Source organism: Tsukamurella sp. II2bb, assembly GCF_057815145.1.
Genome location: NZ_JBYPZI010000002.1, coordinates 261,110 through 287,817 on the forward strand (window position 1 = coordinate 261,110; position 26,708 = coordinate 287,817).

A 26,708-nucleotide genomic window follows, 5' to 3' on the forward strand; every position below is an offset into this window, starting at 1 on the left:
CCGGCGCGGGTATCAGCGGGGTGGGTCGGCGCGGTCGGGGCGGCACACCTCCGCCGACCACTCGGCCTGCAGGTGCACGTCGGCGGCCCGCTGCCGCCCGAGGTTCCAGTCGAGCCAGGACGCGGGTGCCGGCGGCGCCGGCGCCGCGGCGCAGCGCGCGAGGTCCGGCGGCAGCTGCGCGATCGCGGGCCGGGCGTCCGGGCCGAGCGTGGCCAGGTAGTCGACGTCCACCTTGCCGGAGTCGCGGAACCGCGCGACGTTGTGCTCGGCCACCCAGGCCTCGGGGTTCATCATGCCGAGACCGAGCAGCACGAGCGCCGCCGAGCACAGCGCGGCCCGGGGCAGTAGGGCGACCGCGCGGAACGCGACGGCCAGGGCGGTGAGGATGAGCAGGAGCCCCATCCACAGCTCGAAGGCGTCCACGACGAGCCGGAGCACGGTGAAGCCGTAGGCCTGCTGGTACACGTGCATCCGGTACAGCGCCGACGCGACGACCACGAGGGCGAGCGCGCACAGCGCACCGAGGGACACCGTCAGGGCGAGCCGGTCGGAGCGGGTCTCCCGCGGCGCCACCCACCAGGTCAGGCCCACGACGACCAGCGCGAGCAGCGTCGCCACCGTCAACTGCCCGAAGCCCGTGTGCACCGACTCGGCGTAGGTCACGCCCGCGGTGCGCTGCACGTACTCGTGCCCCGCCCACAGCGTGGTGGCCTGGGCCGCGACGAAGCCCGCGAACATCGCGATCACCACGCCGAGCGGCGCGAGCCACTCGTAGCGGCGCAGCGCGCGCCGGTGCGCGAAGGGCGCGGATCCCGCGACCGGCCCGGGCGGATTGATCGCCGTGTACCCGATGCCCAGGGTCAGCAGGGCGACGAACGCCGCGAGGAGGACCCGCCAGAACACCCGGGCACCGTCGAACCGGGGGAGCAGCGCCTGCACCCAGGAGCCGAAGACGGCGTCGCCCGTGGCGAACAGCGCGCCGAAGACGACGAGCGCGGCGAGGCACAGCACGACGGTGCGCAGGACGGGCCAGCCGATCGGCAGCCGGCGCAGGGTCCCGACGGTGCGCCACACCCACGGCGCGGAGCGGAACAGCGACAGCGGCCACAGTGCCGCGCTCATGGCGATGTCGCGCACCGTCCGCGCGCCCACCAGCGCCGAGAAGACCAGCGGGATCACCGCGAATACCACCAGGGCACTGAGCCAGCCGACCGCCCGCAGGACGAGGAGTGAGGCGAGTCCGGCGGCGAGCGCCCCGGCCAGCCACGTGAACGGCGATCCCCGGCGTTTCGCGAAGCCGAGCGGCGCCAGCACGACCGCGCTCACGACGATCAGCCCGGCGATGGAGGCGAACGCGTGGTCGGGCAGCAGCGCCGCCGAGACCGCGCCCACGATCACCGCCATCGCGATCAGCAGCGGCCGGGCCGGGACGCCGTCGGGCCAGTACGCGCTGAACAACAGATCAATGTCGGACCGAGGCGGTAACGGCGGCCCGTAGAGTCGTGCCGGCTCGCCCGGTCGCAGCGGCGGAATCGGAGCCTGCAACGGCCGATCGGCCTGGTCCGGCCCGGGGGACCAGCCTCCGGGGGCGGCGGACGGCAGTGGCGGACGTGTCATCGCTCCTCCTTGACGAAACACACCCCCGTGTCATCCACGACGATGTGCCAACACTTCTCGAAAGTGTACGTGGCTGCCGCGCATAGACTCGGTGCCATGACCGTGATCCTGCTGCGCCATGGCCGCTCGACCGCGAACACCTCCGGGGTGCTCGCGGGTCGCAGCGAGGGCGTCGCGCTCGACGACTCCGGCCGGGCCCAGGCCGCCGACCTGGTGGGCCGGCTCGCCGATGTCGAGCTGGTGGCCGCCGTCCGCTCCCCGCTCCTGCGCTGCGAGCAGACGCTCGCGCCGCTCGCCGCGGCGCACGGGCTCGTCCCCGAGGTCGACGACCGGCTCGTCGAGGTGGACTACGGCGCGTGGACCGGCCGCGCGATCGCGGACCTGCTGCAGGAGCCGCTGTGGACGACGGTGCAGCAGCAGCCCTCGGCGGCCGTCTTCCCCGGCGGGGAGGGGCTCGCGGACGTCCAGGCGCGCGCCGTCACCGCGGTGCGGGAGGCGGACCGTCGGTTCACCGAGCAGTACGGCCCGGGCGCGGTCTGGGTGGCCTGCAGCCACGGCGACGTGATCAAAGCGGTCGTCGCGGACGCGCTCGGCACCCACCTCGACCAGTTCCAGCGACTGTTCGTCGCGCCGGCCTCGGTATCGGTGGTGACCTACCGCCCGTCCCGCCCGCTCGTGCAGTGCGTCAACTCGTCCGGTAGCGTCACGCTGCCGCAACGTCCAGCCAAGGAGGCAACGGTGGGAGGCGAGGCATGAGTCGCTCCGTCCACGTTTTCCGCACGCCCGACCGGTTCGTCGTGGGCACCGTCGGGCAGCCCGGCGACCGCGCGTTCTACCTGCAGGCCGTGCACCAGTCCCGCATCGTCTCGGTCCTGTTGGAGAAGCAGCAGGTCGAGGTCCTGGCGGAGCGCATCTCCGCCCTGCTCGACGAGGTCGCGCGCCGCTTCGGCATGGAGATGCCGCCCGCGGGCACGCCCGTCACCGATCTGCAGCCGCTCGTGATGCCGGTGGACGCCGAGTTCCGCGTCGGCACGATGGGCCTCGGTTGGGACTCCGAGGCCCGGGCCGTGGTGATCGAGCTGCTGGCCATCACCGAGCAGGAGCTCGACGAATCGGTGGTCCTGGCCGACGACGCCGAGGAGGGACCCGACGCGGTCCGGGTCTTCCTGACCCCGAAGGCGGCGCGCGAGTTCGCGAACCGCTCCGAGCGGGTGCTCGGCGCGGGCCGGCCCGCGTGTCCGCTGTGCGGCCAGCCGCTCGACGCCGACGGCCATATGTGCATTCGGCTCAACGGCTACCGGCGCGGCGCCGCCTTCGGCGCCGAGGGCGAGTAGGTGGCCGTCGCGGTGGACCTCGAGACCGCCGACCTGACCATCCTCGGGCGGATCACCAGCGCCTCGAACGCCACGCTGCTCTGCGACCTCGGCGAGACGGGGGAGCGCGCCGTGTACAAGCCGGTCCGCGGCGAGGTGCCGCTCTGGGACTTCCCCGACGGGACCCTCGCCGGCCGCGAGGTGGCGTCCTACCGCGTCTCCGAGGCGCTGGGCTGGGGCCTGATCCCCGAGACCGTGCTGCGCGACGGCCCGCTCGGAGCGGGCATGGTGCAGCGCTGGATCGACGAACCCGAGCCCGCCGCGGAGGCGGAGCCCGACCTCGTCGACCTGTTCCCCGTCGGCGCGGTGCCCGAGGGTTACCTGAAGGTCCTGACGGGCTACGTCGAGGACGCCGATGCACCCGACGGGATCGCGGAGGTCGCGCTCGCGCACGCCGACGATCCGCGGTTGCGCCGCCTCGCCGTGCTCGACGTGCTCATCAACAACGCGGACCGCAAGGGCGGCCACATCCTCGCCGCTCCTGACGGGCGGGTACAGGGCGTCGACCACGGCATCTGCCTGCACTCGGCCCCGAAGCTCCGGACGGTGCTCTGGGGCTGGGCCGGACGCCCCGTCGACGACGTGCTGGCCGACGTCGAGGACCTGCGCGCCGCCCCGCCCGACCTCTCCGGCCTGATCACCGAGCGGGAGCAGAAGGCGCTCGTCGCCCGGGCCGCCGAACTCGTCGAGCTGGGGACGATGCCGCTGCCCACCCCGGACCGACCCATTCCCTGGCCCCCGTTCTGACCCGTCAGGCGCGCCGGCGCGGCCACCGGCGCCGACGGTGCCCCGCTTCCGCGTGTCCGGCGTGGGCGTCGCGTTTGTGCCGGCAGACGGCGCCCGCCGCGGCCACCTCGTCGGGGTCGAATCCGTCGGGGACGGGCCCGCCGTCGACCAGGGCCCGTACCAGCGCCTCCTGACGTTCCCGCAGGCTCATGCCCATACCCTCCTCGCGTCCCCGGTGATCGGCGCGCAGCCCGCGGCGGCGGCGATGGCGTCGAGCTCGTCGAAGAGCTCCGCGGCGGGCGGATACCGGCCGTCCCGTTCGAGCATGAAGGGCACGTCGGCCCGCGCCCGCAGGGCCGTGACCAGCGCGAGGACCCCATCGTTCACCGGGTCGGTGTGCGTGTCGTGGTAGCGGCCGCCGCCCTCGGAACCGCCCGCCACGTGGCTGTAGGCGATCCGGTCGACGGGCAGCCGCGCGAGTTCGCGCTGCGGATCGAGCCCGCGGTTACGGGCGTTCGCGTAGACGTTCGCCACGTCCAGCACGAGCAGCGCCCCGGTGCGGTCCAGCAGCTCGGCGAGGAACTCCGCCTCCGAGTACTCCTCCTCGGGCCAGCGCAGGAAGGCCGCGATGTTCTCGACCGCGACCGGCACTGGGAGGGCGTCCTGCAGGCGGGTGATGTTGCGCACCAGAACGTCGAGCGCCTCGCGGGTACGGGGAACGGGCAGGAGGTGCCCGGCCTCGATGCCGCCGGCGCGGACGAAGGCGATGTGCTCACTGACCAGCGGCGCGCGGCAGGCCTCGGCGCACGCGACGAGGCGGTGCACCCGGTCGGGCTCGAGCTCGTCGACCCCGCCGAGCGAGAGCGCGACGCCGTGCGGCACCAGTGGTACGCCGCGATCCCGCAGGTCGACGAGGAGCGGGTCCGGCTCGGCCCGCCCGCGCCGGATTCGCACGGACTCGGCGATCACCTCGCAGAATCCGGGGCGCAGGTCGGCGATGACGCCCGCGATCTCCCGCCGCCAGCCCAGCCCGAGCGGGCCCAGTCTGGGAACGTTGTGGGTCACGGTGCTCATCCTCCACACCCGCCGCATCCGCTGCCGCACCCGCCCCCGCCTCCACCTCCGCCGCAGCCGGAACCGGATGATCCGCCGGCACTCGTGCCGGCGATCTCCGCGGACACCGGCAGGTGCAGGCCGATCGTGTAGGCATTGTCGAACTGCCACAGCGCGCCGACCCCGAACAGCGCGGCGGACAGGGCGACCGCGTCGACGCCGTAGGTGGCCCACGCCGGCCGGCGTACCGGATCGAGGTACTGGAAGCGGGCGCGCTCGGAGGCGAGCAGCCGGCGGGCGGCCGCCGCCGGCGAGGCCGACCACAGCCGTTTCGTGCCGGTGATCAGCGTGAACAGCGAGTACAGCGCGAGGGCCACACCGCCGAGAATGAACCAGCCGCTCCGGGCGCCCACGAACAGCATGAGACCGCCGATCGCGCCCGCCCCGGCGATCACGACGTGCGGTCCCGTCCGCAGCACCCGGTGCCGGGTCTGTGGGGCAGTGAGGTACCCGCGGGCCGCGAGCCGCGCCTCAAGGGAATGCAGTGCGGCGGCCGCTTCGGGCCGGATCCGCCGCATATCGGAGGTGTGCTGTTCGATGCAGATCGCGTGGACCGCCCGGGTGAACTCGTCCGTGTCGGCCGCGGGCTCTCCCCGCGCGCGCAGCTCGGCGAGCGCGGTGATCACCGCCGCGTCGCGCGAGCGCAGGCGCGCCAACTCGCTGGGCCGCAGCCCTGGTCCCCCGCGGGGCCACCGCACGTACTCGGACAGCCGGGGCAGGACGGTCGCGACGGCAGCCGCCACCGCCGGCGCGACCCACTCGGTGCTCATCCGCCGCACCCGCCGCATCCCCCGCACCCGCCTCCGCACGACCCGCCGCTGCAGGACGAACCCCCGCAGGAGGAACCGCTACCGCAGCTCCCGCCCGAGCCGCCGTCCGACCCGGAGGCTCCGGCGACGGCCATCAGCGCGGCGTACTGCGGATCGAGCTGCCAGAGCGCGCCCGTCCCGAAGAGGGCCACGGACAGCCCCACTGCGCCGGCGCCGTAGGTGATGAAGGCGGGCCGCAGCGAGGGCTTGAGGAAGCTCGCGCGAGCCCGTTCGGCCGCCAGCAGGCGGCGGCCGGCCACGGTCGTGCGGGACACCCTGAGCAGGGGCGGGAGGACGAAGACGACGGTGAGCAAGGATGGGACGAAGACGGCGGGGAGGACGACGTCCGCCGGCACGTGCCGTGCGACGAGCAGCAGCGGCGTGCAGACGAGCCCCGCGATCGCGACCGCCGCCAGCGGGGCCACGCCGCACCGGCTCCGCCAGCGCTCGGCGCTGGTGCGCAGGTAGCCCCGCTGCGCGAGGGCGTTCTCCAACGCGAGCACGGCCTCCTTCTGGTCACGGACCAGGGCGTTCACCGTGACCCGGGATCCGTCGATCCGGTGCAGGATGCGCCGGGTGAAGTCGTCGGCGGTGGGCGGCAACGGGTACGCGGGGTCGGCGCGGCCCTCGCCGTCGATGTGCGCGCCCGCCCTGAGCAGGGTGATCGCCGCGACGACCGGGGCCTGCCGCGAGCGCAGGCACGCGATCTCCGGCACGGTCAGCGGCGGGTGTTCGACCACCGGCCGGCGGACCGCGGTCACCAGCCGCCAGGCCAGCGCGAAGGCGACGCCGCCCAGCAGACAGTAGAGGAGCCACCGGGACTCGGTGGGGAAGAGGGTTTCGAGAATCCTCTCGAATTCATTGCGGGACAAGGCATTCACCTCCTGGGGTGACGATCGGTTCAACGTTGGGTAAAGCATGGCGACAGATCGGGCCACCCGCTAGTAGTGACGGGCAAGAGTTTCCTGAGAGTTCTTGCGGCACAGGATCGTCCCTCGTCGGAGGCTGCTCCATGCGGTGCATGGAGACGATTCTGGCGGGCCGTGCGTCCTACCGATCACACGTTCCGCCTCGGCTCCGGCCCGAAACCCCGGATGCGGGCGTATCGAGTGAGGGCTCATCCGCCGCACCCCCACACCCGCCACAACCGCCCCCGCAGGCTCCGTCGCAGCCCTCCGCCGTCTTGCGGCGGACGATCATCACGCAGGGCACCACGAAGATCATGGCGTCACGGCCCAGCGCCAACATGCCGAGGAATGCGTCTATCGTCGGCCACGAGAACTCACCTCCCGCTGTCCGCGGGGCCGCCGCCGGAGCCCGCGCCGCAGGAGACGTCCCCGCCGGAGGCCTCGGCGCCGCCTGCCGCCTCGATGCTCTCGGCGAAGGCACCATCGAACCGCCACAGGGCGGTCGTGCCGAACGCGGCCACCGAGAACCCGACCGCGGCGGCGCCGTACGCCGCCCACGCGGGCTCGTGCGACGGTGCCAGGTGCCCCAGGCGCTCCCGCTCGGCGCGCAGGAGCTGCCTGCCCGCGGGGGTCGTGCGGCCGACGGTCCACAGGAAGGGCGTCGCGACCACGGTGGTGAACGACCCCAGCAGTGCCGTGCCGCCCAGCCAGGCGTACTCGGGACCACGGAGCACCGCGAGGCGCACGAAGGCGGCGACCGTCCCGCCCAGCGCGGCCACCGTCAGCGGGGCAGCACCGAGCCGCATCCGCCGCCGGTCGGCGTGCGAGCGCAGGTAGCCGCGGGCGGCGACGCGGTTCTCGAGCGCGTCGAGCTCGCCGGACAGCGCCGTGTCGAGGTCGCGCACCGTGTACGACGAGAGCCCGGCACAGCGGGCGTGGACGGCGCGGACGAAGGGATCGGCGTCGGGCGGCAACGGACGCCCGGTGATCCGCCCCGAGGAGTCGACGTGGTCGCCGGCGCGGAGCTCGGCGAGCGCGACGACGACCGGCGCCCGCCGGTACCGCAGGCAGCCCAGCTCGGGCGCCGTCAGCGGGGGATCGACGACGGTGCGCCGCCGCGGCGCCGCCGCGACCCGCCAGACCAGGGCGACGGCGAGGCCGCCGAGCAGCAGATACAGGTACCAGCGCGTTTCGCTCGCGAGGAGGAAGCCGACGAACCGCTCGAATTCACTCGGGTGCACGACATTCACCTCCTGGGCAAACGCTCTTCGAACGCTGGGTAAAGCATGACGGCAGATCGGGCACCCGGCTAGGGACCGCGGGGAAATATCTCCTGAGATTTCGTCTGGCAGAGTAACCGCACCTGCCGTACGAGTTTTCTCGGGCCATGTGCCGATTCTGGCGGCGGCCCGCCGCTACCGATCACGACTTTCGACCGCGGGCCCGGCCCGGAATCCGCGCCCGCGCACCGGCGCATAGGGTGGGGGCATGCGTTCCTGGCCGACCCCCACCGTCCCCAGCGTGCCCGGACCGTCGGTCCCGCTGCGCCTCTACGACACCTCCGACGCGGCGGTGCGCCCGGTCAACCCCGGCGCGGTGGCCGGGATGTACGTCTGCGGCATCACGCCCTACGACGCCACCCACCTCGGCCACGCCGCCACCTACCTGGCCTTCGATCTGGTGGGCCGCGTGCTGCGGGACAACGGGCACGACGTGCATTACGTGCAGAACATCACCGACGTCGACGATCCCCTGTTCGAGCGGGCCGAGCGCGACGGCATCGACTGGCGCGATCTGGGTGCCCGCGAGATCGACCTCTTCCGCGAGGACATGGAGGCGCTGCGGGTGATCCCGCCGCGCGACTACATCGGTGCCGTCGAGTCGGTCGACGAGGTCGTCGAGTACGTCGGGAAGCTGCTCGCCAACGGGGCGGCGTACGTGGTCGACGACGCCGAGTACCCGGACGTGTACTACCGCTCGGACGCCACGGCGCAGTTCGGCTACGAGTCCGGTTACGACCGCGCCACCATGGAGAAGTTCTTCGCCGAGCGCGGCGGCGACCCCGACCGGCCCGGGAAGCGGGACCCGATCGATCCCCTCATCTGGCGGGCCGCGCGACCCGGCGAACCGTCGTGGCCCTCGCCGCAGGGGCCCGGCCGGCCGGGCTGGCACATCGAGTGCGCCGCGATCGCGGCGAACCGTCTGGGTGCGACCTTCGACATCCAGGGCGGCGGCAGCGACCTGATCTTCCCGCACCACGAGTACTCCGCGGCGCACGCCGAGGCGGCCACGGGCGAACGGCGCTTCGCCCGCCACTACGTGCACGCCGCGATGATCGCCCTCGACGGCGAGAAGATGTCCAAGAGCCGGGGCAACCTCGTCTTCGTCTCGACGCTGCGCCGCTCCGGGGTCGATCCCGCAGCCATCCGCCTCGGCCTGTTCGAGGGGCACTACCGGCAGGATCGTCCCTGGTCGGACGCCGTCCTGCAGCGTGCGCAGGCGCGCCTGGACCTGTGGCGCCGCGCCTTCGCGGCAGCGTCGGCGCCCGACGGGGACGAGCTCATCGCGCGGGTCCGCCGCTACCTGGCCGACGATCTGGACACCCCGCACGCTCTCGCGGCGATCGACGCCTGGGCCGAGAAGGCGGTCACCGTCGGCGGTCCCGACACGCAGGCTCCGGCCGCCGTGGCCGCCGCGATCGACGCGCTGCTCGGCGTACCTGCCGCAGCCTGACCGCGCGACACGCTATATTGCGCCTGTGAGGACCGTCAGCGAGCTGGCCCCGGATCTGACCGAGGGCGTATGGACCGTGCAGACCCGCACGTCCACGTACGTGGTGGATCTGGGGGAGATGACCCTGATGCGCGCTCCCGGGATCGGCGGTGACACCGAGGACGAGCAGTGGACCATCAGCTCGCTGCGCCGCGACTCGGAGGACATCCCGCTGCTGGGGATCAAGAGCTGCCGGGTCGGTGAATCGGCGCAGTTCTGGGTCCGCGCCGCGGACGATCCGGACGTGCGCACCTGGCGCATCACCACGCCCGTCGTCGCGATCGAGCGGATCGGCTAGAAGCCGCTACGGGCCCGTGCCCGGGTCCCGGCGCCGCAGGTACTTCTCGAACTCCTCCGCGATCGCGTCGGCGTCGATGTGCTGCTCGACGTCCTGCGCCTCCGCGTCGCCGCGCTCCTCCAACCCGCGGACGTAGTCGGCGACGTCCTCGTCGTCGTCCGTCATCTCGCTGACCGACGACTGCCAGGCCTCGGCACGCGTCGGCAGGTCCCCGAGCGGCACCGCGATGTCGAGGACCTGCTCCACCCGCTGGAGCAGGGCGACGGTGGCCTTCGGGTTCGGGGGCTGCGAAACGTAGTGCGGCACGGCCGCCCAGAACGAGACGGCGGGGAACCCCGCTCGGACGCAGGCGTCCTGGAGAACGCCCGTGATCCCCGTCGGCCCCTCGTAGCGGTTCTGCTCGAGCCCGAAACGCTTCGCGGACTCGGCGTCGTAGCCCGCCCCGGTGACCGGCACCGGACGGGTGTGCGGCGTGTCCGCGAGGAGCGCCCCGAGCGTCACCACGCTGTCGATGTGCAGCTCCGTGAAGATCGCGAGCAGCTGGTCGCAGAAGGCGCGCCACCGGAAGTTCGGCTCGGTGCCGCGGAGCAGCACCACGTCCCGGTCGGCCTTCGGCGGCCGGCACACCGAGAGGGTGGTCGACGGCCACTCGACGGCCCTGGTCACCCCGTCGACCTGCTTGATGATGGGCCGGTTGACCTGGAAGTCGTAGAAGTCGTCCGAATCGACCTCGGTGATGAGCTGCGCGTCCCAGGTCAGTTCGAGATGTTCGACGGCGCCGGACGCTGCATCACCCGCATCGTTCCAGCCCTCGAACGCCGCGATGAGGACCGGGCGGTCGAGCTTCGGGAAGGACGTCACTTCGATCAGAGTACGCGCCGGTCGTGAAGAGCTGATTTGCCGTCACCGACTACCCTTGACCCATGACCCGTACGCATCAGCAGCCGCTGCAGTCGAGTTTCCTGGAGGCGGCGTCACGCCGTGTTCTCATAGGCGACGGTGCGATGGGTACGATGCTGCAGGCAGCGGACCTGACCCTGGACGATTTCCTGGGCCTGGAGGGCTGCAACGAGATTCTCAACCACACCCGGCCGGACGTGCTGGAGGAGATCCACCGCGCGTACTTCGCCGCGGGCGCCGACGCGGTGGAGACCAACACCTTCGGGTGCAATCTGTCGAATCTGGGTGACTACGACATCGCGGACCGGATCCGGGAGCTGTCGTTCAAGGGCGTGGCGATCGCCCGCAAGGTCGCGGACGAGTTCGCCGTGGACGGGACCCCGCGGTTCGTGCTGGGTTCCATCGGGCCGGGCACGAAGCTACCGACGCTCGGGCACACGTCCTTCGCGGTGATCCGGGACGCGTACGCCGAGGCCGCGCGGGGCATGCTCGACGGTGGCGCGGACGCCTTCCTCATCGAGACCTGCCAGGACGTCCTGCAGGCCAAGGCCGCGGTGCTCGGCTGCCGGATCGCGATGGACGAGCTCGAGCGGCGGATCCCGGTCATCGTGCACGTGACGGTCGAGACCACGGGAACGATGCTCCTCGGCTCGGAGATCGGTGCCGCGCTCACGGCGCTCGAGCCGCTGGGCATCGACATGATCGGCCTGAACTGCGCCACTGGTCCTGCCGAGATGAGCGAGCATCTGCGCTATCTGTCGCAGCACTCGTCGATCCCGGTGTCGGTGATGCCGAACGCGGGCCTTCCGGTGCTGGGCAAGAACGGGGCGGAGTACCCGCTGACGGCTCCGGAGCTGGCGGAGGCGCTGGCGGGGTTCGTCTCCGAGTACGGGCTGAGCTTCGTGGGCGGGTGCTGTGGCACCACACCCGAGCACATCCGCCGGGTCGCGGAGGCGGTCCGCGCGACCGAGCAGGCGCAGCGCGCCCCGGAAGCCGAGAGCTCCATCAGCTCGCTGTACACGTCGGTGCCGTTCGCGCAGGATTCGTCGATCCTGATGATCGCCGAGCGCACCAACTCCAACGGCTCCAAGGCCTTCCGCGAGGCGATGCTCGCCGGGGACCACGACAAGTGCGTCGACATCGCCAAGGACCAGATCCGCGACGGCTCGCACATGCTGGACCTGAACGTGGATTACGTGGGCCGCGACGGCGCCGTCGACATGGCGGCGCTGGCCGCGCGGCTGGCGACGGCCTCGACGCTGCCGATCATGATCGACTCCACAGAGCCCGAGGTGATCAAGGCGGGGCTCGAGCACCTGGGCGGTCGGTGCGCGGTGAACTCGGTCAACTACGAGGACGGCGATGGGCCGGAGTCCCGGTTCACGAAGATCATGGAGCAGGTCAAGGCCCACGGCGCGGCCGTCGTCGCGCTGACGATCGACGAGGAGGGCCAGGCCCGCACCGCGGAGTGGAAGGTGCGGATCGCCGAGCGGCTCATCGCCGACCTGACGCAGAACTGGGGCCTGGCGCTCGACGACATCATCATCGACCCGCTCGTCTTCCCGATCTCGACGGGGCAGGAGGAGGTCCGGCGGGACGCCCTCGAGACCATCGAGGCCGTGAAGATCCTGCACGCCAAGTACCCGAGCCTGCACTTCACCGTCGGCCTGTCGAACGTCTCGTTCGGCCTGAACCCGGCGGCCCGGCAGGTGCTGAACTCGGTGTTCCTGCACGAGCTGACCGAGGCGGGCCTCGACTCGGCGATCCTGCACGCCTCGAAGATCCTGCCGATGAGCAAGATCGAGGACGTGCAGCGGGAGACCGCGCTGGACCTGGTCTACGACCGTCGTGGCCTCGACGGCCTGCAGTCGCAGGGCGACCCGGACTACAACCCCCTGTCGAAGCTGATGGAGCTGTTCGAGGGCGTCTCCGCCGCCGGGGCGCGCGAGTCCCGCGCCCAGGAGCTCGCGAAGCTGCCGCTGTTCGAGCGGCTGGAGCGGCGCATCGTCGACGGTGAGCGCGAGGGCCTGGACTCGGACTTGGATCAGGCCCTGGACGCGAAACCGGCCCTGGAGATCATCAACGACACGCTGCTGTCCGGGATGAAGACGGTCGGCGAGCTGTTCGGCTCCGGACAGATGCAGCTGCCCTTCGTGCTGCAGTCCGCCGAGGTGATGAAGGCGGCCGTCGCCTACCTCGAGCCGCACATGGAGAAGGCGGACGACGATGCCGGGAAGGGCCGGATCGTGCTGGCCACCGTCAAGGGCGACGTGCACGACATCGGCAAGAACCTCGTCGACATCATCTTGAGCAACAACGGCTACGAGGTCGTCAACATCGGCATCAAGCAGCCGATCGCGGCGATCGTCGAGGCCGCGGAGGACAAGCACGCCGACGTGATCGGCATGTCCGGCCTGCTGGTGAAGTCGACCGTGGTGATGAAGGAGAACCTGCAGGAGCTCAACACCCGCGGGCTGGGGGAGAAGTACCCGGTACTGCTCGGCGGCGCGGCCCTGACCCGCGCCTACGTCGAGAACGACCTCGCGGAGATCTACGACGGCGAGGTCAGTTACGCGCGCGACGCCTTCGAGGGCCTGCGGCTGATGGACGACATCATGGCGCTCAAGCGCGGTGAGGGTCCGGATCCCTCGAGTCCCGAGGCGCTGGCGGCGGCGGAGAAGGCCCGCGAGCGCAAGGAGCGGCACGCCCGCAGCCGGCGGATCGCGGAGAAGCGCAAGGCCGAGGCTGCGCCGGTCGTCGTGCCCGAGCGCTCCGACGTCGCGCTCGACTTCGAGGTCGCGACCCCGCCGTTCTGGGGCACCCGCGTGGTCAAGGGCATCGCGATCAGCGAGTACGCGTCCCTGCTCGACGAACGGGCGCTGTTCTTCGGCCAGTGGGGCCTGCGCGGCGCGCGCAAGGGTGAGGGGCCGTCGTACGAGGAGCTGGTGGAGACCGAGGGCCGGCCCCGGCTGCGGTACTGGCTCGACAAGCTCAAGGCGGAGAAGATCCTCGACCACGCCGCGGTCGTCTACGGGTACTTCCCGGCGGTGAGCCACGGCAACGTGATCGACGTGCTGGAGTCCCCGGAACCCGATGCGCCCGTGCGGTACTCCTTCGAGTTTCCGCGCCAGCAGCGCGGCCGGTTCCTCGCCATCTCGGACTTCATCCGCGACCGTGAGACGGCGATCGCGCGCGGCGAGGTCGACGTCCTGCCGTTCCAGCTGGTCACCATGGGGCAGCCGATCGCGGATGCGGCCAACGAGCTGTTCGCCGCGAACGCCTACCGGGACTACCTCGAACTGCACGGCATCGGTGTGCAGCTGACGGAGGCGCTCGCGGAGCGCTGGCACCAGCGGGTGCGCGAGGAGCTGATCCTGCCCGGCGGGCGGCGGGTGGCTGATGCCGATCCCCACGCGGTCACCGACTTCTTCGACCTCAAGTACCTTGGTGCGCGCTACAGCTTCGGCTACGGCGCCTGCCCGGATCTCGAGGACCGCGCGAAGATGGTCGACCTGCTGCAGCCCGAGCGGATCGGCGTGGTGCTCTCGGAGGAGCTGCAGCTGCATCCCGAGCAGTCCACCGACGCCTTCGTGCTCACCCACCCCGAGGCGAAGTACTTCAACACGTAGGTAGTTCCGGATGGATGATTACCGGTTGCATCTGCAGGCGGGGGAGCCCGGCGAGGAGGGCGCCTGGTTCTGGCGTCTCGACGATGCCGCCGGCCTGCAGATCGCAGCCGCCTGGGCGCCATCGCTCGACGGAGCCCTCGCCGCCGTCCGTCAGGTCGTGCGCGATCTCGGTCTCGACGAGGGTCAGTAGTCGAGAGCGGTGAGGTCGATGTCCAGCTCGGCGGGCGTGGACGTGCGGATGCGGCCGACCACCGTGGCGCCCTCGTACCGGCCGTCGACGAGGGTGAGCACCTCGGCGGACTGATCGTCGATGTCGATGATCCAGTACTGCGGGATACCGGCGGCCGCATACTCGTGCCGCTTGACCACCAGATCAGCACTGCGGTTGCCCGGAGACAGGATCTCGATCACGACGGCGACGTGTGCGGGAGTCAGCGGTGCGGGCGCATTGGCGTCGATGATCACGAAATCCGGCGACCGCACTGTTGCGGGGCCTCCCGCCACGAGCACCAGATCGAGCTCCGGATATGCCTTGAGTCCGCGTGGAAGCTGCGATACCACCTGCGTCGTCAGTCCGACGATCGCCCCTGCATGCTCCCGCCTCGGTCGCGGTGACATCCTGATTTCCCCCCGGCACAATTCGACGCGCCGCAGCGATTCGTCCTCCCCCAAGGCGAACCAGTCCTCCAGCGTGAGCAACGCGGGATCGTGTGCGGCGGTCATGTTGCCGATGCTACTGCGAAGCGCCGACATGAAACAGGGCTTGACCCTCCCGTTACGGGAGGTCCTACGGTCGCGGACATGAAGATCAGGGTTCTTGACACGGACACCGCCATGACGACGATCCTGCAGGCACCCGAAGCCGAGCGTGCGGCGCTGCTGGAGGAGATGTGGCGGCCGGCGGCGGGGATGTACCGGTACATCCCCGGCCCCGTCGACCTTGCTGCGATCCATGCGGCATCGTCGGGCTTCCCGCTGGACCGGGACATCGACACCTGCCTCGACGCGGTCGAGCGGCTGCGCGCCGCGGACGCGTGGGGGCGGATCGAACGCGCACTCCACCACGCCGCCGACCGGCTCGCGGACGCGCTGAGCCGCGTCGACCTGCCGGAGGTGACCGTCCTGCTCGTCGTCGGCGACCTGGCGGATCGGATCTATCTGGACGAATCGCTGGGCCTGACCGCGAACGGCAGCGTCCCCGGCTACCTCTACCTCAACATCTGGCCGTCGCCGGAGAACCTGGACCGGCTGGAGGCGACGGCCGTGCACGAGTTCGACCACAACGTGCGGTACGCGCCCGGCGGCGTCGTCTGGGACCCGGCGACCGTCACCGTCGGTGAGCAGATCGTCGCCGAGGGACTGGCGGACGCCCTGGCCCGGGAGCTGTACGGCGAGGAGCTCGGCCCCGCGCGGATCGGCGTGCCACACCGCCACGACGACGCGCTGTACGCCCGAGTCACCGCGAACCTCGGCGTCACGGGCATGGAGAACTTCGCCTCGTGGGTCCTCGGCGACGCCATCGCAGGACGGTTCGGCGCGCCGCCGATCGGGGTGCCGACGGGCGCGGGGTACGCGGTCGGCAACCGGCTCGTCGACGCCTACCTGGCCACGACGGGCCTGACCGCGAGTACGGCCGTGCATGCCGACGCGCGCGAGATCATCGCTACTGCTTCGTGACTCGGCTGGCGGGCACCTGCAGCTCCGGGGTGGCCTGCAGGTACTTCTCCAGTGCGTCGAGGTCGATCCCGCCGACGGTGAGGTCGGTCGAGAGCTTGAAGACGCTGAAGCCGTCGCCGCCCGCGGCGAGGAAGTTGTTCGTGGTCACGCGGTACTTGGCGACCGTGTTGATCGGCTGGTCGCCCACCTTCACACTGTCGCGCACCACCTTCCGGTTGGGCGCGCCGTTCGGGTCGTAGCTGTACGTGATGCCCGACGGTGCCAGCACCGTCGCCTTGGCGGGGTTCTGCCACTGCTGCTCGAGCAGGTCGATGATCTGCTGGCCGGTCAGCGAGACGGTCACGACCTGATTGCCGAAGGGTTGCACCGTGTACGCGGCGCCGTAGGTCACGTCGCCGCCCTTGAGATCGGCGCGGACGCCGCCCGGGTTCATGAACGCGATCTGCCCTGCGGCCTCGTTCGGCGGCCGGGTGGTGAAGAGCATCGCGTCGGCGATGACATCGCCCAGCGGGGAGTCGCCGCCGGGGAACGGCTCGCGCTTGAGATCGGCCGGGATCCTCCCGATCACCCGGTCCGCGCGCGGCTTCGCCTCCTGGGCGTAGAAGTCGACGAGGCGCTGTGTTGCGGGATCCGCGGGCAGGTCCCGGCTCACGAGGCGGTTCACCGCGGTCGCCTTCGCCGTCGGCCCGCTGAAGTCGAGCGTGATGTCGGTGATCAGTCGGCCGTACGACGCGGCCTGGGTGACGGTACGGCCGTCGATCGTGCAGTTGTAGGCCTGGTGCGTGTGGGCCGTGAGGATCGCGGTGACCGCGGGGTCGATCCGCCGCGCCAGATCGGGCACAGGCGCGGAGACGTCCTTGCAGCCGTTCGGATCCGCCTCGCCGGAGCCGGACTGCGCGCCACCGTCGTGCAGGGACGCGACGATGGCCTGCGCGCCGGCGGCCCGGATCTCGGGCACGTACTTGTTGATGGCGTCGGCCTCGTCGCCGAAGGTGTAGCCGCGCACGCCCTCCGGCGCCACGATGGTCGCGGTCTCCGGCGTGACGACGCCGACGACGGCGATCTTCTTCCCGCCCGCCTCGAACATCTTCCACGGCACGGTGCCGGGCGGCAGTTGGCCCTGCGTGTCGGTGACGTTCGCGGCCAGGTACTGGTACGCCGCGCCGGTGAAGGGCGGGCCGGGCTCGCAGCCCTGGGGCGCGCACCCGCCCTTCTGCAGGCGCTCGAGTTCGACGGTGCCGTGGTCGAATTCGTGGTTGCCCACCGCGGACGCCTGCAGCCCCACAGAGTTGAGGAAGGTCACCGTCGGCTCGTCGCGGAACAGGGCGGAGACCAGCGGGCTGGCGCTGACCAGGTCCCCCGCGGCGACGGTCAGGCTGTCCGGGTACGCCTTCTGCAGCGTCTTCAGGGCGGTGGCGAAGTACACGGCGCCGCCCGCGTCCTTGCCCGCGATCCTCCCGGTCGAGCCCGTCGGCGGCTGCAGGTTGCCGTGGAAGTCGTTGAACGCCAGCACGTGCACCTGCCCGGGCTTCGCGGCCGGCAGGTCGCCGACGCCGGGCACCGTCACGGTCGCCTTCGCGGCCGACGAGCCCGCGCCGGAGGACGACGGTGCCGCTACGTCGCCGTTCGTCCCGCAGCTCGCGAGGAGCGCGGCCGACACGGATACGGCCAGTGCCGCCAGAAGCCTGCGATTACGCATGGGAGAAGCCAAGCACAGTAAGCGATCGTATGGGTAACGAACGAGTTAACAGGTTCAGGCACGCCGCTGTGCAGATCGAAAAACTTGTCAGTCGGTCGATCTATTCTCGAATGTATGAACGAGTCGAGTGTTGGGGTCGAGCCGGAGCCCCCTGATGATCCGGGTGATGTGATCGAGCGGCTGCGCGCCGCGGAGCTGGAGCGGTGCCGTGCGGTCTTCGACCAGTACGTGCTGACGGTGGAGCTGCTGCGGCTGCGGGTCTGTGAGCGGATCGCGAGGGGCATCGCGCAGGATCGGTGGCAGCTGGGCATCGCGGGGGAGGTGGCGCTGGCGCTGCGGATGTCGCCGAACCGGGCGAAGGGCCTGCTGGCGCGAGCCAGAGAGCTGCACGCGAACATGCCGCACACCCTGGCGCGGCTGAAGGCGGGGGAGATCTCACCGGAGGCGGTGGAGGTCCTCGTCTGTGAGCTGTCCCACCTGGAGGAGCATCTGCGCAGGCAGGCGGACGCGCAGCTCTGCGCCGATCCGTCGACGCTTGCGGGCATGGGCCTCACCCGCGTCCGCGACAAGGCCAAGCAGGTCGCGTACGCACTCGACGCGCAGGCGACGGTCGATCGGGTCGCCATGGCGGAGAAGGACAGACGGGTCACCATCCGTCCGGCTCCGGATGCCATGGCCCGGCTGTCGTTGCTGCTACCGGTGGTCAAGGCCGTCGGGGTCTTCGCCGCGGTGAAGAAGGCTGCGGACGCACTGGTCGGGGTCGCCGGGGAGGCGCGCAGCCATGCGCAGATCATGGCGGATCTGGCGTTCGAACGCCTGACCGGCCGCACGGTGGCGCAGGGACCGGCCGTTGCGGTGCGGCTGACGGTGCCGGCGTCGGTGCTGCTCGGCGCACGGGCGGGCACCGCCTTCGTCGACGGTGGCGGCATTATCCCCGGGGAGATCGCGCGGAAGATCGTGGCGAAGGCCACCGGCGCGGGTGCGGCATGGATGAAACGCCTGTACGTCGCACCCGAGACCGGCGCGGTCGTGAGTATGGACACGACGTCTCGACGATTCCCCGAGGGCCTGGCGGACCTGATCGCGGCGCGGGACCGGTACTGCCGCACTCCCTACTGCGATGCGCCGATCGCACACACGGATCACGTCCGTCCGCACGCGGCCGGGGGTGAGACGAGCCTGGACAACGGCCAGGGCCTGTGCGCCGCGTGCAACTACGCGAAGGAGGCGCAGGGCTGGCACGCCGAGGTGGCGCCGGACGTCAGTGGGCGGCACACCGTCGAAACCCGCACGCCCGGCGGGCGCGCGTACCGGTCGACTGCGCCCGGGGAGGCCGCCTGACATAACCTGAACTCCATGAGTCTTCCCACCGCGGTCCTCTTCGACATGGACGGCACCCTCCTCGACTCCGAGAAGCTCTGGGACATCGCCGTCGCCGAGTTCACGCGCGATCTGGGTATGGAGATCACCCCTGAGGCGCGGGAGTCGACGCTGGGTAACGCGACCGCCGAAGCGCTACGGAAGCTGTACGACTTCGCGGACGTCCCGGAAGCGGAGCGGGACTACGTCGGCGCCGAACGCTGGGTGTCGAACCGGGTCGTCGAACTGTTCGACGGTGGTATCCCGTGGCAGCCGGGAGCGCAGGAGACCCTCGATGCGCTCGGCTCCGCCGGCGTACCGCTCGTGCTGGTCACGAACACGATCCGCGAGGTCACCGAGCACGCCCTCGGCACCCTGGGCCGGGAGCGGTTCGTGGCCACCGTCTGCGGCGACGAGGTGCCCACCCCCAAGCCGGCCCCGGATCCGTACCTGCGCGGCGCGGAGCTGGCGGGTGTCGCACCGTCGACCTGCGTCGCGGTCGAGGACTCGCCGACCGGCGCGCGCTCCGCCCTGGAGGCGGGGTGCACCGTTCTCACGGTCGGCCCGACGCCCGTGCTCGACGGTGCCGTCCACATCGGGACGCTCGAAGCATCCCGGTTCGTGGGCCTCAGCCGACGCTGAAGGCGTCGCCGCCGGCCCGGCACGTCCCGACGGAGTCGGTGACCCGGGCCGTGCACTGCCATCCCGACGTCTCGACGGTGACGGCGCGCCCCTCCGCCTGCGCGGCGGCAGCGGCGTAGACGCGCCCGACGCGCAGCGCATCGACGCAGTTCACCCGGCCCTCGCGGACCACGACCGCCGCCGCCCCCTTCGGCAGGGGGACGGAGCCGCAGTCCGTGCCCGCCGCGGCGCGCGGCAGCTCGGACGAAGCGGGGGCCGGGGGCGGCGTCGGTGCCGGATCCGGTGCCGGAGACGCGCGCACCATGCTGGACACCGCCGCGAAACTCACCGGGCTCGACGCCTCGCCCTCGTTGGACGAGGCGCATCCCGCGACCGGGACGAGCACCAGAGCGGCAAGCGCACACCAACGCGGGTTCATGGAGGGGACGCTAGCGGCGCCGGCCGGGTCCCGCTCGTCCGGAGACGCCGATTGTGCTGGGCGTCACGGACTACTTCTCGGCACCGTCGACGGCGGCACTGGCCATGACCGCCATCCGCACCCGCTCGGTGTCGGCGGGCGTCCACCCCGCGGGCGGCAGGACCGCGGCGAAGGCGTCGACCACGGCCGTGCCGTAGTTGTGGCCGTGGCCGTCGGGCACGCCGGCGGCGTTCGCCAGATCGGCGGAGACCTGCCAGAAGGTGACGAACGGATACCAGGCCATCGCGGCGCTGCGATCGCGGCCCGGCGGCTCCTTGAGCCAGTCGGGTTGGCGGAGCATCAGATCCGTCGACCACCACACCACCGGATCGGACGGGTGCTGCACGTAGACGATGTGCGGCGCCAGCCACTCCGCACCCCCGCTCACGGTACCGCCCCTGCCGCCACTGCCCTCCACCGTCGTCAGCGGCCGTCGCCCGTCGGTGAACCGGACGATGAGGCCGTCGGTGTACGTGGGCAGCACCTCGGGAGTGCCCAGGTCGCGCCGGTCGGTGATCGCCGAGTGGATGGGATTGGCCCGCGGCGGACCGAGCCAGACGACACCGTCGACCTTGTCCCGGATGTCGGCCAGCCCGGAGAAGGCGCCCTCCCCGGCGCGCGTGCCGAGGCTCTCGCCCATCACCAGCAGCTTCGGCCGCTCGGCGACGGGCCGGGCGCGCACGTCGCCGAGCACGGCGTCGATCAGCCGCTTCCCCGACTGGAGCGAGGCCTCGCCCTCGGTGAGGAAGGAGATCCAGCTGGGCAGGTAGGAGTACTGCATCGCGACGAGGGCCACGTCGCCGTCGTACATGAGCTCCACGGCGCGGGCCGCGGTCGGATTCACCCACCCCGACCCGGTGGTCGGGACGACCACGACGTACTTGCGGTCGAGCGCGCCGGTCCGCGCGAGCTCCCGGTGCAGCAGCGCGACCCGCTCCCGCGGGCCGTCCGCGTTCTCCAGGCCGACGTAGACGCGCACGGGCTCCGTCACGGGGCGCGTGGTGAACCGGGCGATCTGCGCGGCGCGCAGGCCGCTCGAGACGAACTTGCGGCCCTCGTTGCCCAGCCCGGACCACTTCGCCGCCGACCCCTCCGAGCCCGAGCGCCACGCCTCCGCGGGCTGGGGATATCCCGGTTGTTCCTGGTCGTTGGTCGACGAGGCGATGGCGTTGGCGGTCGCGGTGAAGGCGCGCAGGCCCACGTCGTTGACCGTGAACGTCACCAGCAGCACCACCAGACCGAAGCCGAGCACCTTGGCCGCCGGCTGCGGCACCCGCAGGTAGGTGTTCGCGCGCCGGGCGAGGAACAGCCCGAGGTCGCGCAGCACGCGGAAGGTCGAGATCAGGGCGGCCGCGACGAGGAAGGCGACGACCGGCGTCAGCACGTACCACAGGTTCGACCCGGGCGGCATGCCCATCAGCGCGCGCACCTCGTCCTGCCATCGCTTCGCGGCCACCATCATCGACAGCCCGCCGAGCAGGACCCCCGCCACGATCAGCGCCCGCCAGAAGGGCACGAGCCGGGCCCGCCGCGGATCGTCGCGGATCGGGTGCGCGCGCACCAGCAGGTCGACGATCACCCACTTGAGGAAGACGCCGATCGCGTAGCCGATCACCGCGTTGATCCCGGAGACGATGCCCTGGAAGAACCACGAGCGGGGGAGCAGCGACACCGTCAGGCTGCTCATCAGGAACAGGCCGCCGACGAACAGGCCCGCGAAGTCCAGGTGCAGCAGGCTCCACGCCCAGGCCAGCAGCGGATGCCGCCGCGCGAAGTCGTCGTAGTTCTCCCGCAGGAACCGGTCCGGGTCGCGCGCCGCGCGCACCACGCGCATCCGCGCACGCAGCAGGGCGCGGACGTACCGGTACTGCGCGGAGCCCTTGGCGGGGGCGTCGGGACCATCGGTACGCGGGGCCGACGGTGCCGCCTCCTCGGTCGCGCTGCCCTCCACACGGACCACTCTAGTTCGCGTGGGACAATGATCGCCGTGAAGACCATGGAGACGCTGTTCGCGGAGTTGGCCACCAAGGCCGAGGAGCGGCCCGCCGGGAGCGGGACCGTCGAGGCGCTGGACCGCGGTATCCATTTCCTGGGCAAGAAGGTGCTCGAGGAGGCCGGCGAGGTGTGGATCGCCGCCGAGCATCAGAGCGACGAGGACCTCGCCGAGGAGGCCTCGCAGCTGCTCTACTGGCTGCAGGTGCTGCTGGTCAAGCGCGGCCTGACCCTCGACGACGTCTACTCCTACCTCTAGAACTTTTCCGAAGGAACTCGAAAACATGTTGCGGGTCGCCGTACCGAACAAGGGCGCGCTCTCCGAGGCCGCCGCCGCCATCCTCAGCGAGGCGGGTTACCGCCGCCGCTCCGACGCCAAGGACCTCACGGTCCTCGACAACGCCAACGAGGTGGAGTTCTTCTTCCTCCGCCCCAAGGACATCGCGCTCTACGTGGGCTCCGGCGAGTTGGACATGGGCATCACGGGCCGCGACCTCGCGCTCGACTCGGGTGCCGAGTTCACCGAGCGCCTGGCCCTCGGCTTCGGCCGCTCCACTTTCCGCTACGCCGGGCCGGCCGGGACCGACTGGACGGTCGCCGACCTCGACGGCAAGCGGGTCGCCACCTCGTACCCGAAGCTGGTACGCCGCGACCTCGCCGCGCGCGGGCTCGACGCCGAGGTGATCCGCCTCGACGGCGCCGTCGAGATCTCGATCCAGCTGGGCGTCGCGGACCTCATCGCCGACGTCGTCGAGTCGGGCCGCTCCCTGCGCCAGAACAACCTCGTCGCCTTCGGCGATCCGCTCTGCGAGTCCGAGGGCGTGCTCATCGAACGCGTCGGCGCCGAGGACGACCGGGCGCGTGACCAGCTCACGGCGCGCCTCAAGGGCGTCGTCTTCGGCCGGCAGTACGTGATGCTCGACTACGACTGCCCGCGCACGCTGCTCGACGGTGCCATCGCCGTCACCCCGGGCCTGGAGTCGCCGACGGTGGCGCCGATGGCCGACGACAAGTGGGTCGCCGTGCGCGCCATGGTGCTCCGCAAGGACGCCAACGGCGTGATGGACGACCTCGCCGACCTCGGCGCCAAGGCGATCCTCATGACGGACATCCGCAGCTGCCGCTTCTGAGTGCCGCCGCCCGCCGCGCGCTCAGCGCGCGGCGATGAGGAGCGTCTGCGCACCCACGGCGAAGGCCCCGGCACCGTCGTAGAGGCGCGAGACGGTGGTGCCGATGCCCTCGTCGCCGACCAACTGGTCGCCGACGACGCCGACCCAGCCGTCGACGAGCTGCGGCGACCGGTGCAGATGCACCGTCATGTCCATGTTCATCCAGGTCACTGCCGTGGGGTCGAGGTAGGCGGAGATCCCGTTCGCCGCGTCGATCACCGAGAACAGCTGGACCAGCGGCGACGGCTCCTCGCCCGCCACCAGCGGGATCTTCGAGCGCATCCAGCACCAGCGCGGACCGTCCTGATCGGCATCCGGGCGGTCGACGAAGACCCACTCGCAGGCCGCGAGGAAACCCTGGTCCTTCAGGTGCGCGAAGAAGTCCGGCATGGCGCCCTGGCCGCCGCCGGCGGGCGGCAGCGCGGGGGAGAGGTCGCGCGCGATCGCCGTGGTGTCCGACGAGGCGAGCGCCCAGGCCTGAGCGCGGGCGACGGTGCGGTACGCGCCGGAGGCGTCCACGCAGTCCATCTCGGCGGCGATCAACGAGATCGTCCGGCCGGGCCGGGCCACCCACGCCCGGACGCGGGTCCGGGTGATCGGCACGACACCGAGCAGGTCGATCGTCACGCGCGACACCCCGGCACCGTCACCGACCAGCTTCTCGATGGCGCGCACCATGATCGCCGCGGGCGGCGCGCCGTGCTGCATCGTGTCCGCCCACACGCTCGCGGTCGACGGGGTGGGATCGAAGACCTCCCACTCGACGCCGTCGACATCGACGGTTCCGGCGGGGAGGAAGAATGCGGCATCGGGCATGTACCAGTCCTACCCAGAGCCTGGATTCGTCGTGCGACCGGGGTGCTGGAGGATGCTGGGCGCTCCCGGGACGCGACCGGGTCGGCCGGATCAGCTGAGCTCCTGGGAGGATGTACAGCTATGGCGAACAGTGGGCCCTTCGTGGTGGGCGACCGAGTGCAGCTGACGGACGCGAAGGGCCGGAAGTTCACCGTGCACCTGGAGGCGGGTAAGGAGTTCCACACCCACAAGGGCGGGATCCGACACGACGAGCTGATCGGCGCTCCGGAGGGCAGCGTGGTCAAGGCCGTCAACGGCACGCCCTACCTCGCGCTGCGGCCGCTGCTCACCGATTACGTGCTGTCCATGCCGCGCGGCGCGCAGGTCATCTACCCCAAGGACGCCGCCCAGATCGTCGCCGAGGGCGACATCTTCCCCGGTGCGCGGGTCCTCGAGGCCGGCGCCGGCTCGGGCGCGCTGACCTGCTCGCTGCTGCGCGCCGTGGGCCCCGAGGGGTCCGTCACGAGCTGGGAGGTCCGCGAGGACCACGCCGAGTACGCGGCGAAGAACGTGGAGGAGTTCTTCGGCGGCCGCCCGGACAACTGGCACCTGCAGCTCGGTGACCTGGCGGATTACGACGGGCCGCAGGTCGATCGCGTCGTCCTCGACATGCTCGCGCCGTGGGACGTCCTCGATGCGGTCGGCAAGGCGCTCGTGCCCGGCGGTGTGCTCACCGTCTACGTCGCCACCACCACGCAGCTGTCGAAGGTGGTCGAGGCGATGCGGGAGCAGGCGATCTGGACCGAACCGCGGTCCTGGGAGGCGCTCGTGCGCGAATGGCACGTCGTCGGCCTCGCCGTCCGGCCCTCGCACCGGATGCAGGGGCACACCGCCTTCCTCATCACCTGCCGGCGGCTGGCCGACGGCACCGTCGCGCCGCGTCCCCAGCGTCGTTCGAACAAGGGGTAGCGTGGAAGTCCCCACTGGAAGGGAGCTGAAGTGACCCAGCCGGATCCGACCCGCCCGTCGAGCACGACACCGGGAACCTCGCAGGCCACCTCTGCGGCCGCCCTGCGCGAGCGCGTCGATGCGCTCACCACCCGCAACGCGAAGCTGCTCGAGACCCTGCGCGATGCTCGCAACCAGCTGCTCACCCTCCGCGAGGAGGTCGAACGGCTGGGGCAGCCACCGTCGGGCTACGGCGTGCTGCTCGGCACCTACGAGGACGACACGGTCGACGTCTTCACCTCCGGACGCAAGATGCGGCTCACGTGCTCTCCGAACCTGGACGTCGCGTCCTTCCGCACCGGCCAGACGGTGCGCCTCAACGAGGCGCTCACAGTGGTCGAGGCGGGCCAGTACGAGACGGTGGGCGAGATCTCCACGCTGCGCGAGATCCTCGACGACGGTGCCCGTGCCCTGGTCGTGGGCCATGCCGACGAGGAACGCGTCGTGCGCCTCGCCGCGCCGCTGGCGCTGCAGGCCTCGGAGGATCCCGGCCTCGACGAGTTCGGGCTGCCGCGGCGCAAGCTGCGCGTGGGCGATTCGCTGCTGGTGGATACGAAGGCCGGCTACGCCTTCGAGCGGATCCCCAAGGCCGAGGTCGAGGACCTGGTCCTGGAGGAGGTGCCGGACGTCGACTACTCGGACATCGGCGGCCTGGGCCGGCAGATCGAACTGATCCGCGACGCCGTGGAGCTGCCCTTCCTGCACAAGGACCTGTTCAAGGACTACTCGCTGCGGCCGCCGAAGGGCGTGCTGCTCTACGGCCCGCCCGGCAACGGCAAGACGCTGATCGCCAAGGCCGTCGCGAACTCGCTGGCCAAGAAGATCGCGGAGGTCCGCGGCGACGACTCGCGCGAGGTCAAGTCCTACTTCCTCAACATCAAGGGCCCCGAGCTGCTCAACAAGTTCGTCGGCGAGACGGAGCGGCACATCCGCCTGATCTTCCAGCGCGCCCGCGAGAAGGCCTCCGAGGGCACGCCCGTCATCGTCTTCTTCGACGAGATGGACTCGATCTTCCGCACCCGCGGGTCCGGCGTGAGTTCAGACGTGGAGACCACGGTCGTGCCGCAGCTGCTCTCCGAGATCGACGGTGTCGAGGGGCTGGAGAACGTCATCGTGATCGGCGCCTCCAACCGTGAGGACATGATCGATCCCGCGATCCTGCGGCCGGGCCGCCTGGACGTGAAGATCAAGATCGAGCGGCCCGACGCCGAGGGTGCGATCGACATCTTCTCCAAGTACCTCACGCCCGAGCTGCCGATCCACGAGGAGGATCTGGCCGAGTTCGGCGGCGACCGCGAGGCGTGCGTGCAGACGATGATCGAGCGCGTGGTCGAGCGGATGTACGCCGAGACCGACGACAACCGGTTCCTGGAGGTGACCTACGCCAACGGCGACAAGGAGGTCATGTACTTCAAGGACTTCAACTCCGGCGCGATGATCCAGAACGTGGTGGACCGGGCGAAGAAGCACGCCATCAAGGGCTTCCTCGAGACCGGCCAGCCGGGCCTGCGGATCTCTCACCTGCTCGAATCCATCGTCGACGAGTTCGCCGAGAACGAGGACCTGCCGAACACCACCAACCCGGACGACTGGGCGCGCATCTCGGGCAAGAAGGGTGAGCGGATCGTCTACATCCGCACGCTCGTCACCGGCAAGAACTCGAGCGCGTCCCGGGCGATCGACACGGAGAACAACACGGGTCAGTACCTGTAGCGCATTCCGCGCTACTAGTGCGGCATAAGCCCAGGGCAAGCGGCGTCTGAAT

26 protein-coding genes are annotated in these 26,708 nt (G+C 71.2%); 14 read left to right on the forward strand and 12 right to left on the reverse strand.

Annotated features, from left to right (window positions below):
* Positions 1–12: 12 nt before the first annotated feature.
* Positions 13–1,458 carry a DUF4153 domain-containing protein gene (locus AC21LY_RS07270; RefSeq protein ID WP_489045730.1) on the reverse strand — a complete coding sequence of 482 codons (1,446 nt, stop codon included), beginning with the start codon at positions 1,456–1,458 and terminating at the stop codon, positions 13–15.
* A gap of 255 nt (positions 1,459–1,713) precedes the next feature.
* Here AC21LY_RS07270 and AC21LY_RS07275 point away from each other — a divergent pair, with 255 nt between their 5' ends.
* Genes AC21LY_RS07275 through AC21LY_RS07285 form a run of 3 tightly spaced genes read left to right on the forward strand, consistent with a single transcriptional unit; the run spans position 1,714 to position 3,737 of the window.
* On the forward strand, positions 1,714–2,373 hold the full coding sequence (locus AC21LY_RS07275) for a histidine phosphatase family protein (RefSeq protein ID WP_489045731.1): 660 nt from the start codon (positions 1,714–1,716) through the stop codon (positions 2,371–2,373).
* Positions 2,370–2,951 carry a DUF3090 domain-containing protein gene (locus AC21LY_RS07280; RefSeq protein WP_489045732.1) on the forward strand — a complete coding sequence of 194 codons (582 nt, stop codon included), beginning with the start codon at positions 2,370–2,372 and terminating at the stop codon, positions 2,949–2,951. Before AC21LY_RS07275 ends, AC21LY_RS07280 begins: the two co-directional genes overlap by 4 nt.
* Positions 2,952–3,737 (forward strand): SCO1664 family protein, encoded by a 786-nt coding sequence (locus AC21LY_RS07285; RefSeq protein ID WP_489045733.1) that lies wholly within the window; start codon positions 2,952–2,954, stop codon positions 3,735–3,737.
* Positions 3,738–3,741: 4 nt separating this feature from the next.
* On the opposite strand, the gene AC21LY_RS07290 is transcribed toward AC21LY_RS07285, so the two are convergent.
* The 5 genes from AC21LY_RS07290 to AC21LY_RS07310 all read right to left on the reverse strand — a co-directional run bounded on the left by AC21LY_RS07290 (position 3,742) and on the right by AC21LY_RS07310 (position 7,787).
* Positions 3,742–3,927 (reverse strand): SCO6045 C-terminal-like domain-containing protein, encoded by a 186-nt coding sequence (locus AC21LY_RS07290; RefSeq protein ID WP_489045734.1) that lies wholly within the window; start codon positions 3,925–3,927, stop codon positions 3,742–3,744.
* Positions 3,924–4,781 (reverse strand): MbnB/TglH/ChrH family RiPP precursor modification enzyme, encoded by an 858-nt coding sequence (locus AC21LY_RS07295; RefSeq protein ID WP_489045735.1) that lies wholly within the window; start codon positions 4,779–4,781, stop codon positions 3,924–3,926. Before AC21LY_RS07295 ends, AC21LY_RS07290 begins: the two co-directional genes overlap by 4 nt.
* A 5-nt stretch (positions 4,782–4,786) precedes the next feature.
* Positions 4,787–5,599, reverse strand: a complete 813-nt coding sequence (locus AC21LY_RS07300) for a TIGR04222 domain-containing membrane protein (RefSeq protein WP_489045736.1) — start codon at positions 5,597–5,599, stop codon at positions 4,787–4,789.
* Positions 5,596–6,510 (reverse strand): TIGR04222 domain-containing membrane protein, encoded by a 915-nt coding sequence (locus AC21LY_RS07305; protein ID WP_489045737.1) that lies wholly within the window; start codon positions 6,508–6,510, stop codon positions 5,596–5,598. The genes AC21LY_RS07300 and AC21LY_RS07305 overlap by 4 nt, the downstream gene beginning before the upstream one ends.
* Before the next feature lie 410 nt (positions 6,511–6,920).
* Positions 6,921–7,787 carry a TIGR04222 domain-containing membrane protein gene (locus AC21LY_RS07310; RefSeq protein ID WP_489045738.1) on the reverse strand — a complete coding sequence of 289 codons (867 nt, stop codon included), beginning with the start codon at positions 7,785–7,787 and terminating at the stop codon, positions 6,921–6,923.
* Positions 7,788–8,034: 247 nt separating this feature from the next.
* Between AC21LY_RS07310 and mshC the strand changes: the two genes are divergently transcribed.
* Positions 8,035–9,279, forward strand: coding sequence for a cysteine--1-D-myo-inosityl 2-amino-2-deoxy-alpha-D-glucopyranoside ligase (gene mshC / locus AC21LY_RS07315; RefSeq protein WP_489045739.1), 1,245 nt, complete (start codon positions 8,035–8,037; stop codon positions 9,277–9,279).
* A 25-nt stretch (positions 9,280–9,304) separates the two neighbouring features.
* A complete protein-coding gene (locus AC21LY_RS07320; protein ID WP_489045740.1) occupies positions 9,305–9,616 on the forward strand; it encodes a hypothetical protein in 312 nt (103 codons plus the stop codon).
* A 6-nt stretch (positions 9,617–9,622) separates the two neighbouring features.
* On the opposite strand, the gene AC21LY_RS07325 is transcribed toward AC21LY_RS07320, so the two are convergent.
* On the reverse strand, positions 9,623–10,486 hold the full coding sequence (locus AC21LY_RS07325) for a PAC2 family protein (protein WP_489045983.1): 864 nt from the start codon (positions 10,484–10,486) through the stop codon (positions 9,623–9,625).
* Positions 10,487–10,539: 53 nt separating this feature from the next.
* Between AC21LY_RS07325 and metH the strand changes: the two genes are divergently transcribed.
* Both metH and AC21LY_RS07335 read left to right on the forward strand, forming a co-directional pair.
* Entirely contained in the window at positions 10,540–14,145 is a 3,606-nt protein-coding gene (metH, locus tag AC21LY_RS07330; RefSeq protein ID WP_489045741.1) for a methionine synthase, read from the forward strand.
* 10 nt (positions 14,146–14,155) lie between these two features.
* Complete coding sequence (locus AC21LY_RS07335; RefSeq protein ID WP_489045742.1) at positions 14,156–14,335, forward strand: hypothetical protein; 180 nt, start codon at positions 14,156–14,158, stop codon at positions 14,333–14,335.
* Here AC21LY_RS07335 and AC21LY_RS07340 read toward each other — a convergent pair.
* Positions 14,329–14,868 (reverse strand): Uma2 family endonuclease, encoded by a 540-nt coding sequence (locus AC21LY_RS07340; protein ID WP_489045743.1) that lies wholly within the window; start codon positions 14,866–14,868, stop codon positions 14,329–14,331. The genes AC21LY_RS07335 and AC21LY_RS07340 overlap by 7 nt on opposite strands.
* 78 nt (positions 14,869–14,946) lie before the next feature.
* Between AC21LY_RS07340 and AC21LY_RS07345 the strand changes: the two genes are divergently transcribed.
* Entirely contained in the window at positions 14,947–15,822 is an 876-nt protein-coding gene (locus AC21LY_RS07345; protein WP_489045744.1) for a DUF2268 domain-containing putative Zn-dependent protease, read from the forward strand.
* Here the strand turns inward: AC21LY_RS07345 and AC21LY_RS07350 are convergent.
* Positions 15,809–17,521, reverse strand: a complete 1,713-nt coding sequence (locus AC21LY_RS07350; RefSeq protein ID WP_489045745.1) for a bifunctional metallophosphatase/5'-nucleotidase — start codon at positions 17,519–17,521, stop codon at positions 15,809–15,811. The genes AC21LY_RS07345 and AC21LY_RS07350 overlap by 14 nt on opposite strands.
* A 114-nt stretch (positions 17,522–17,635) precedes the next feature.
* On the opposite strand from AC21LY_RS07350, the gene AC21LY_RS07355 reads away from it, so the two are divergent.
* Together AC21LY_RS07355 and AC21LY_RS07360 are read left to right on the forward strand one after the other, a co-directional pair.
* Positions 17,636–18,862, forward strand: coding sequence for an HNH endonuclease (locus AC21LY_RS07355; protein ID WP_489045746.1), 1,227 nt, complete (start codon positions 17,636–17,638; stop codon positions 18,860–18,862).
* A gap of 15 nt (positions 18,863–18,877) precedes the next feature.
* Positions 18,878–19,522 carry an HAD family hydrolase gene (locus AC21LY_RS07360; RefSeq protein WP_489045747.1) on the forward strand — a complete coding sequence of 215 codons (645 nt, stop codon included), beginning with the start codon at positions 18,878–18,880 and terminating at the stop codon, positions 19,520–19,522.
* On the opposite strand, the gene AC21LY_RS07365 is transcribed toward AC21LY_RS07360, so the two are convergent.
* Both AC21LY_RS07365 and AC21LY_RS07370 read right to left on the reverse strand, forming a co-directional pair.
* Positions 19,509–19,940 (reverse strand): hypothetical protein, encoded by a 432-nt coding sequence (locus AC21LY_RS07365; protein ID WP_489045748.1) that lies wholly within the window; start codon positions 19,938–19,940, stop codon positions 19,509–19,511. The genes AC21LY_RS07360 and AC21LY_RS07365 overlap by 14 nt on opposite strands.
* Before the next feature lie 70 nt (positions 19,941–20,010).
* Entirely contained in the window at positions 20,011–21,930 is a 1,920-nt protein-coding gene (locus AC21LY_RS07370) for an alpha/beta hydrolase (RefSeq protein WP_489045749.1), read from the reverse strand.
* Between the two features lie 36 nt (positions 21,931–21,966).
* On the opposite strand from AC21LY_RS07370, the gene AC21LY_RS07375 reads away from it, so the two are divergent.
* Complete coding sequence (locus AC21LY_RS07375) at positions 21,967–22,230, forward strand: phosphoribosyl-ATP diphosphatase (protein WP_068525912.1); 264 nt, start codon at positions 21,967–21,969, stop codon at positions 22,228–22,230.
* Positions 22,231–22,255: 25 nt separating this feature from the next.
* A complete protein-coding gene (hisG, locus tag AC21LY_RS07380; RefSeq protein ID WP_489045750.1) occupies positions 22,256–23,101 on the forward strand; it encodes an ATP phosphoribosyltransferase in 846 nt (281 codons plus the stop codon).
* A gap of 21 nt (positions 23,102–23,122) precedes the next feature.
* Here the strand turns inward: hisG and AC21LY_RS07385 are convergent, their stop codons facing one another.
* On the reverse strand, positions 23,123–23,956 hold the full coding sequence (locus AC21LY_RS07385) for a thioesterase family protein (protein WP_489045751.1): 834 nt from the start codon (positions 23,954–23,956) through the stop codon (positions 23,123–23,125).
* Between the two features lie 120 nt (positions 23,957–24,076).
* Here AC21LY_RS07385 and AC21LY_RS07390 point away from each other — a divergent pair, with 120 nt between their 5' ends.
* Positions 24,077–24,904 carry a tRNA (adenine-N1)-methyltransferase gene (locus tag AC21LY_RS07390; protein WP_489045752.1) on the forward strand — a complete coding sequence of 276 codons (828 nt, stop codon included), beginning with the start codon at positions 24,077–24,079 and terminating at the stop codon, positions 24,902–24,904.
* 30 nt (positions 24,905–24,934) lie between these two features.
* Positions 24,935–26,656, forward strand: coding sequence for a proteasome ATPase (arc, locus tag AC21LY_RS07395; protein WP_489045753.1), 1,722 nt, complete (start codon positions 24,935–24,937; stop codon positions 26,654–26,656).
* Positions 26,657–26,708: the final 52 nt, after the last annotated feature.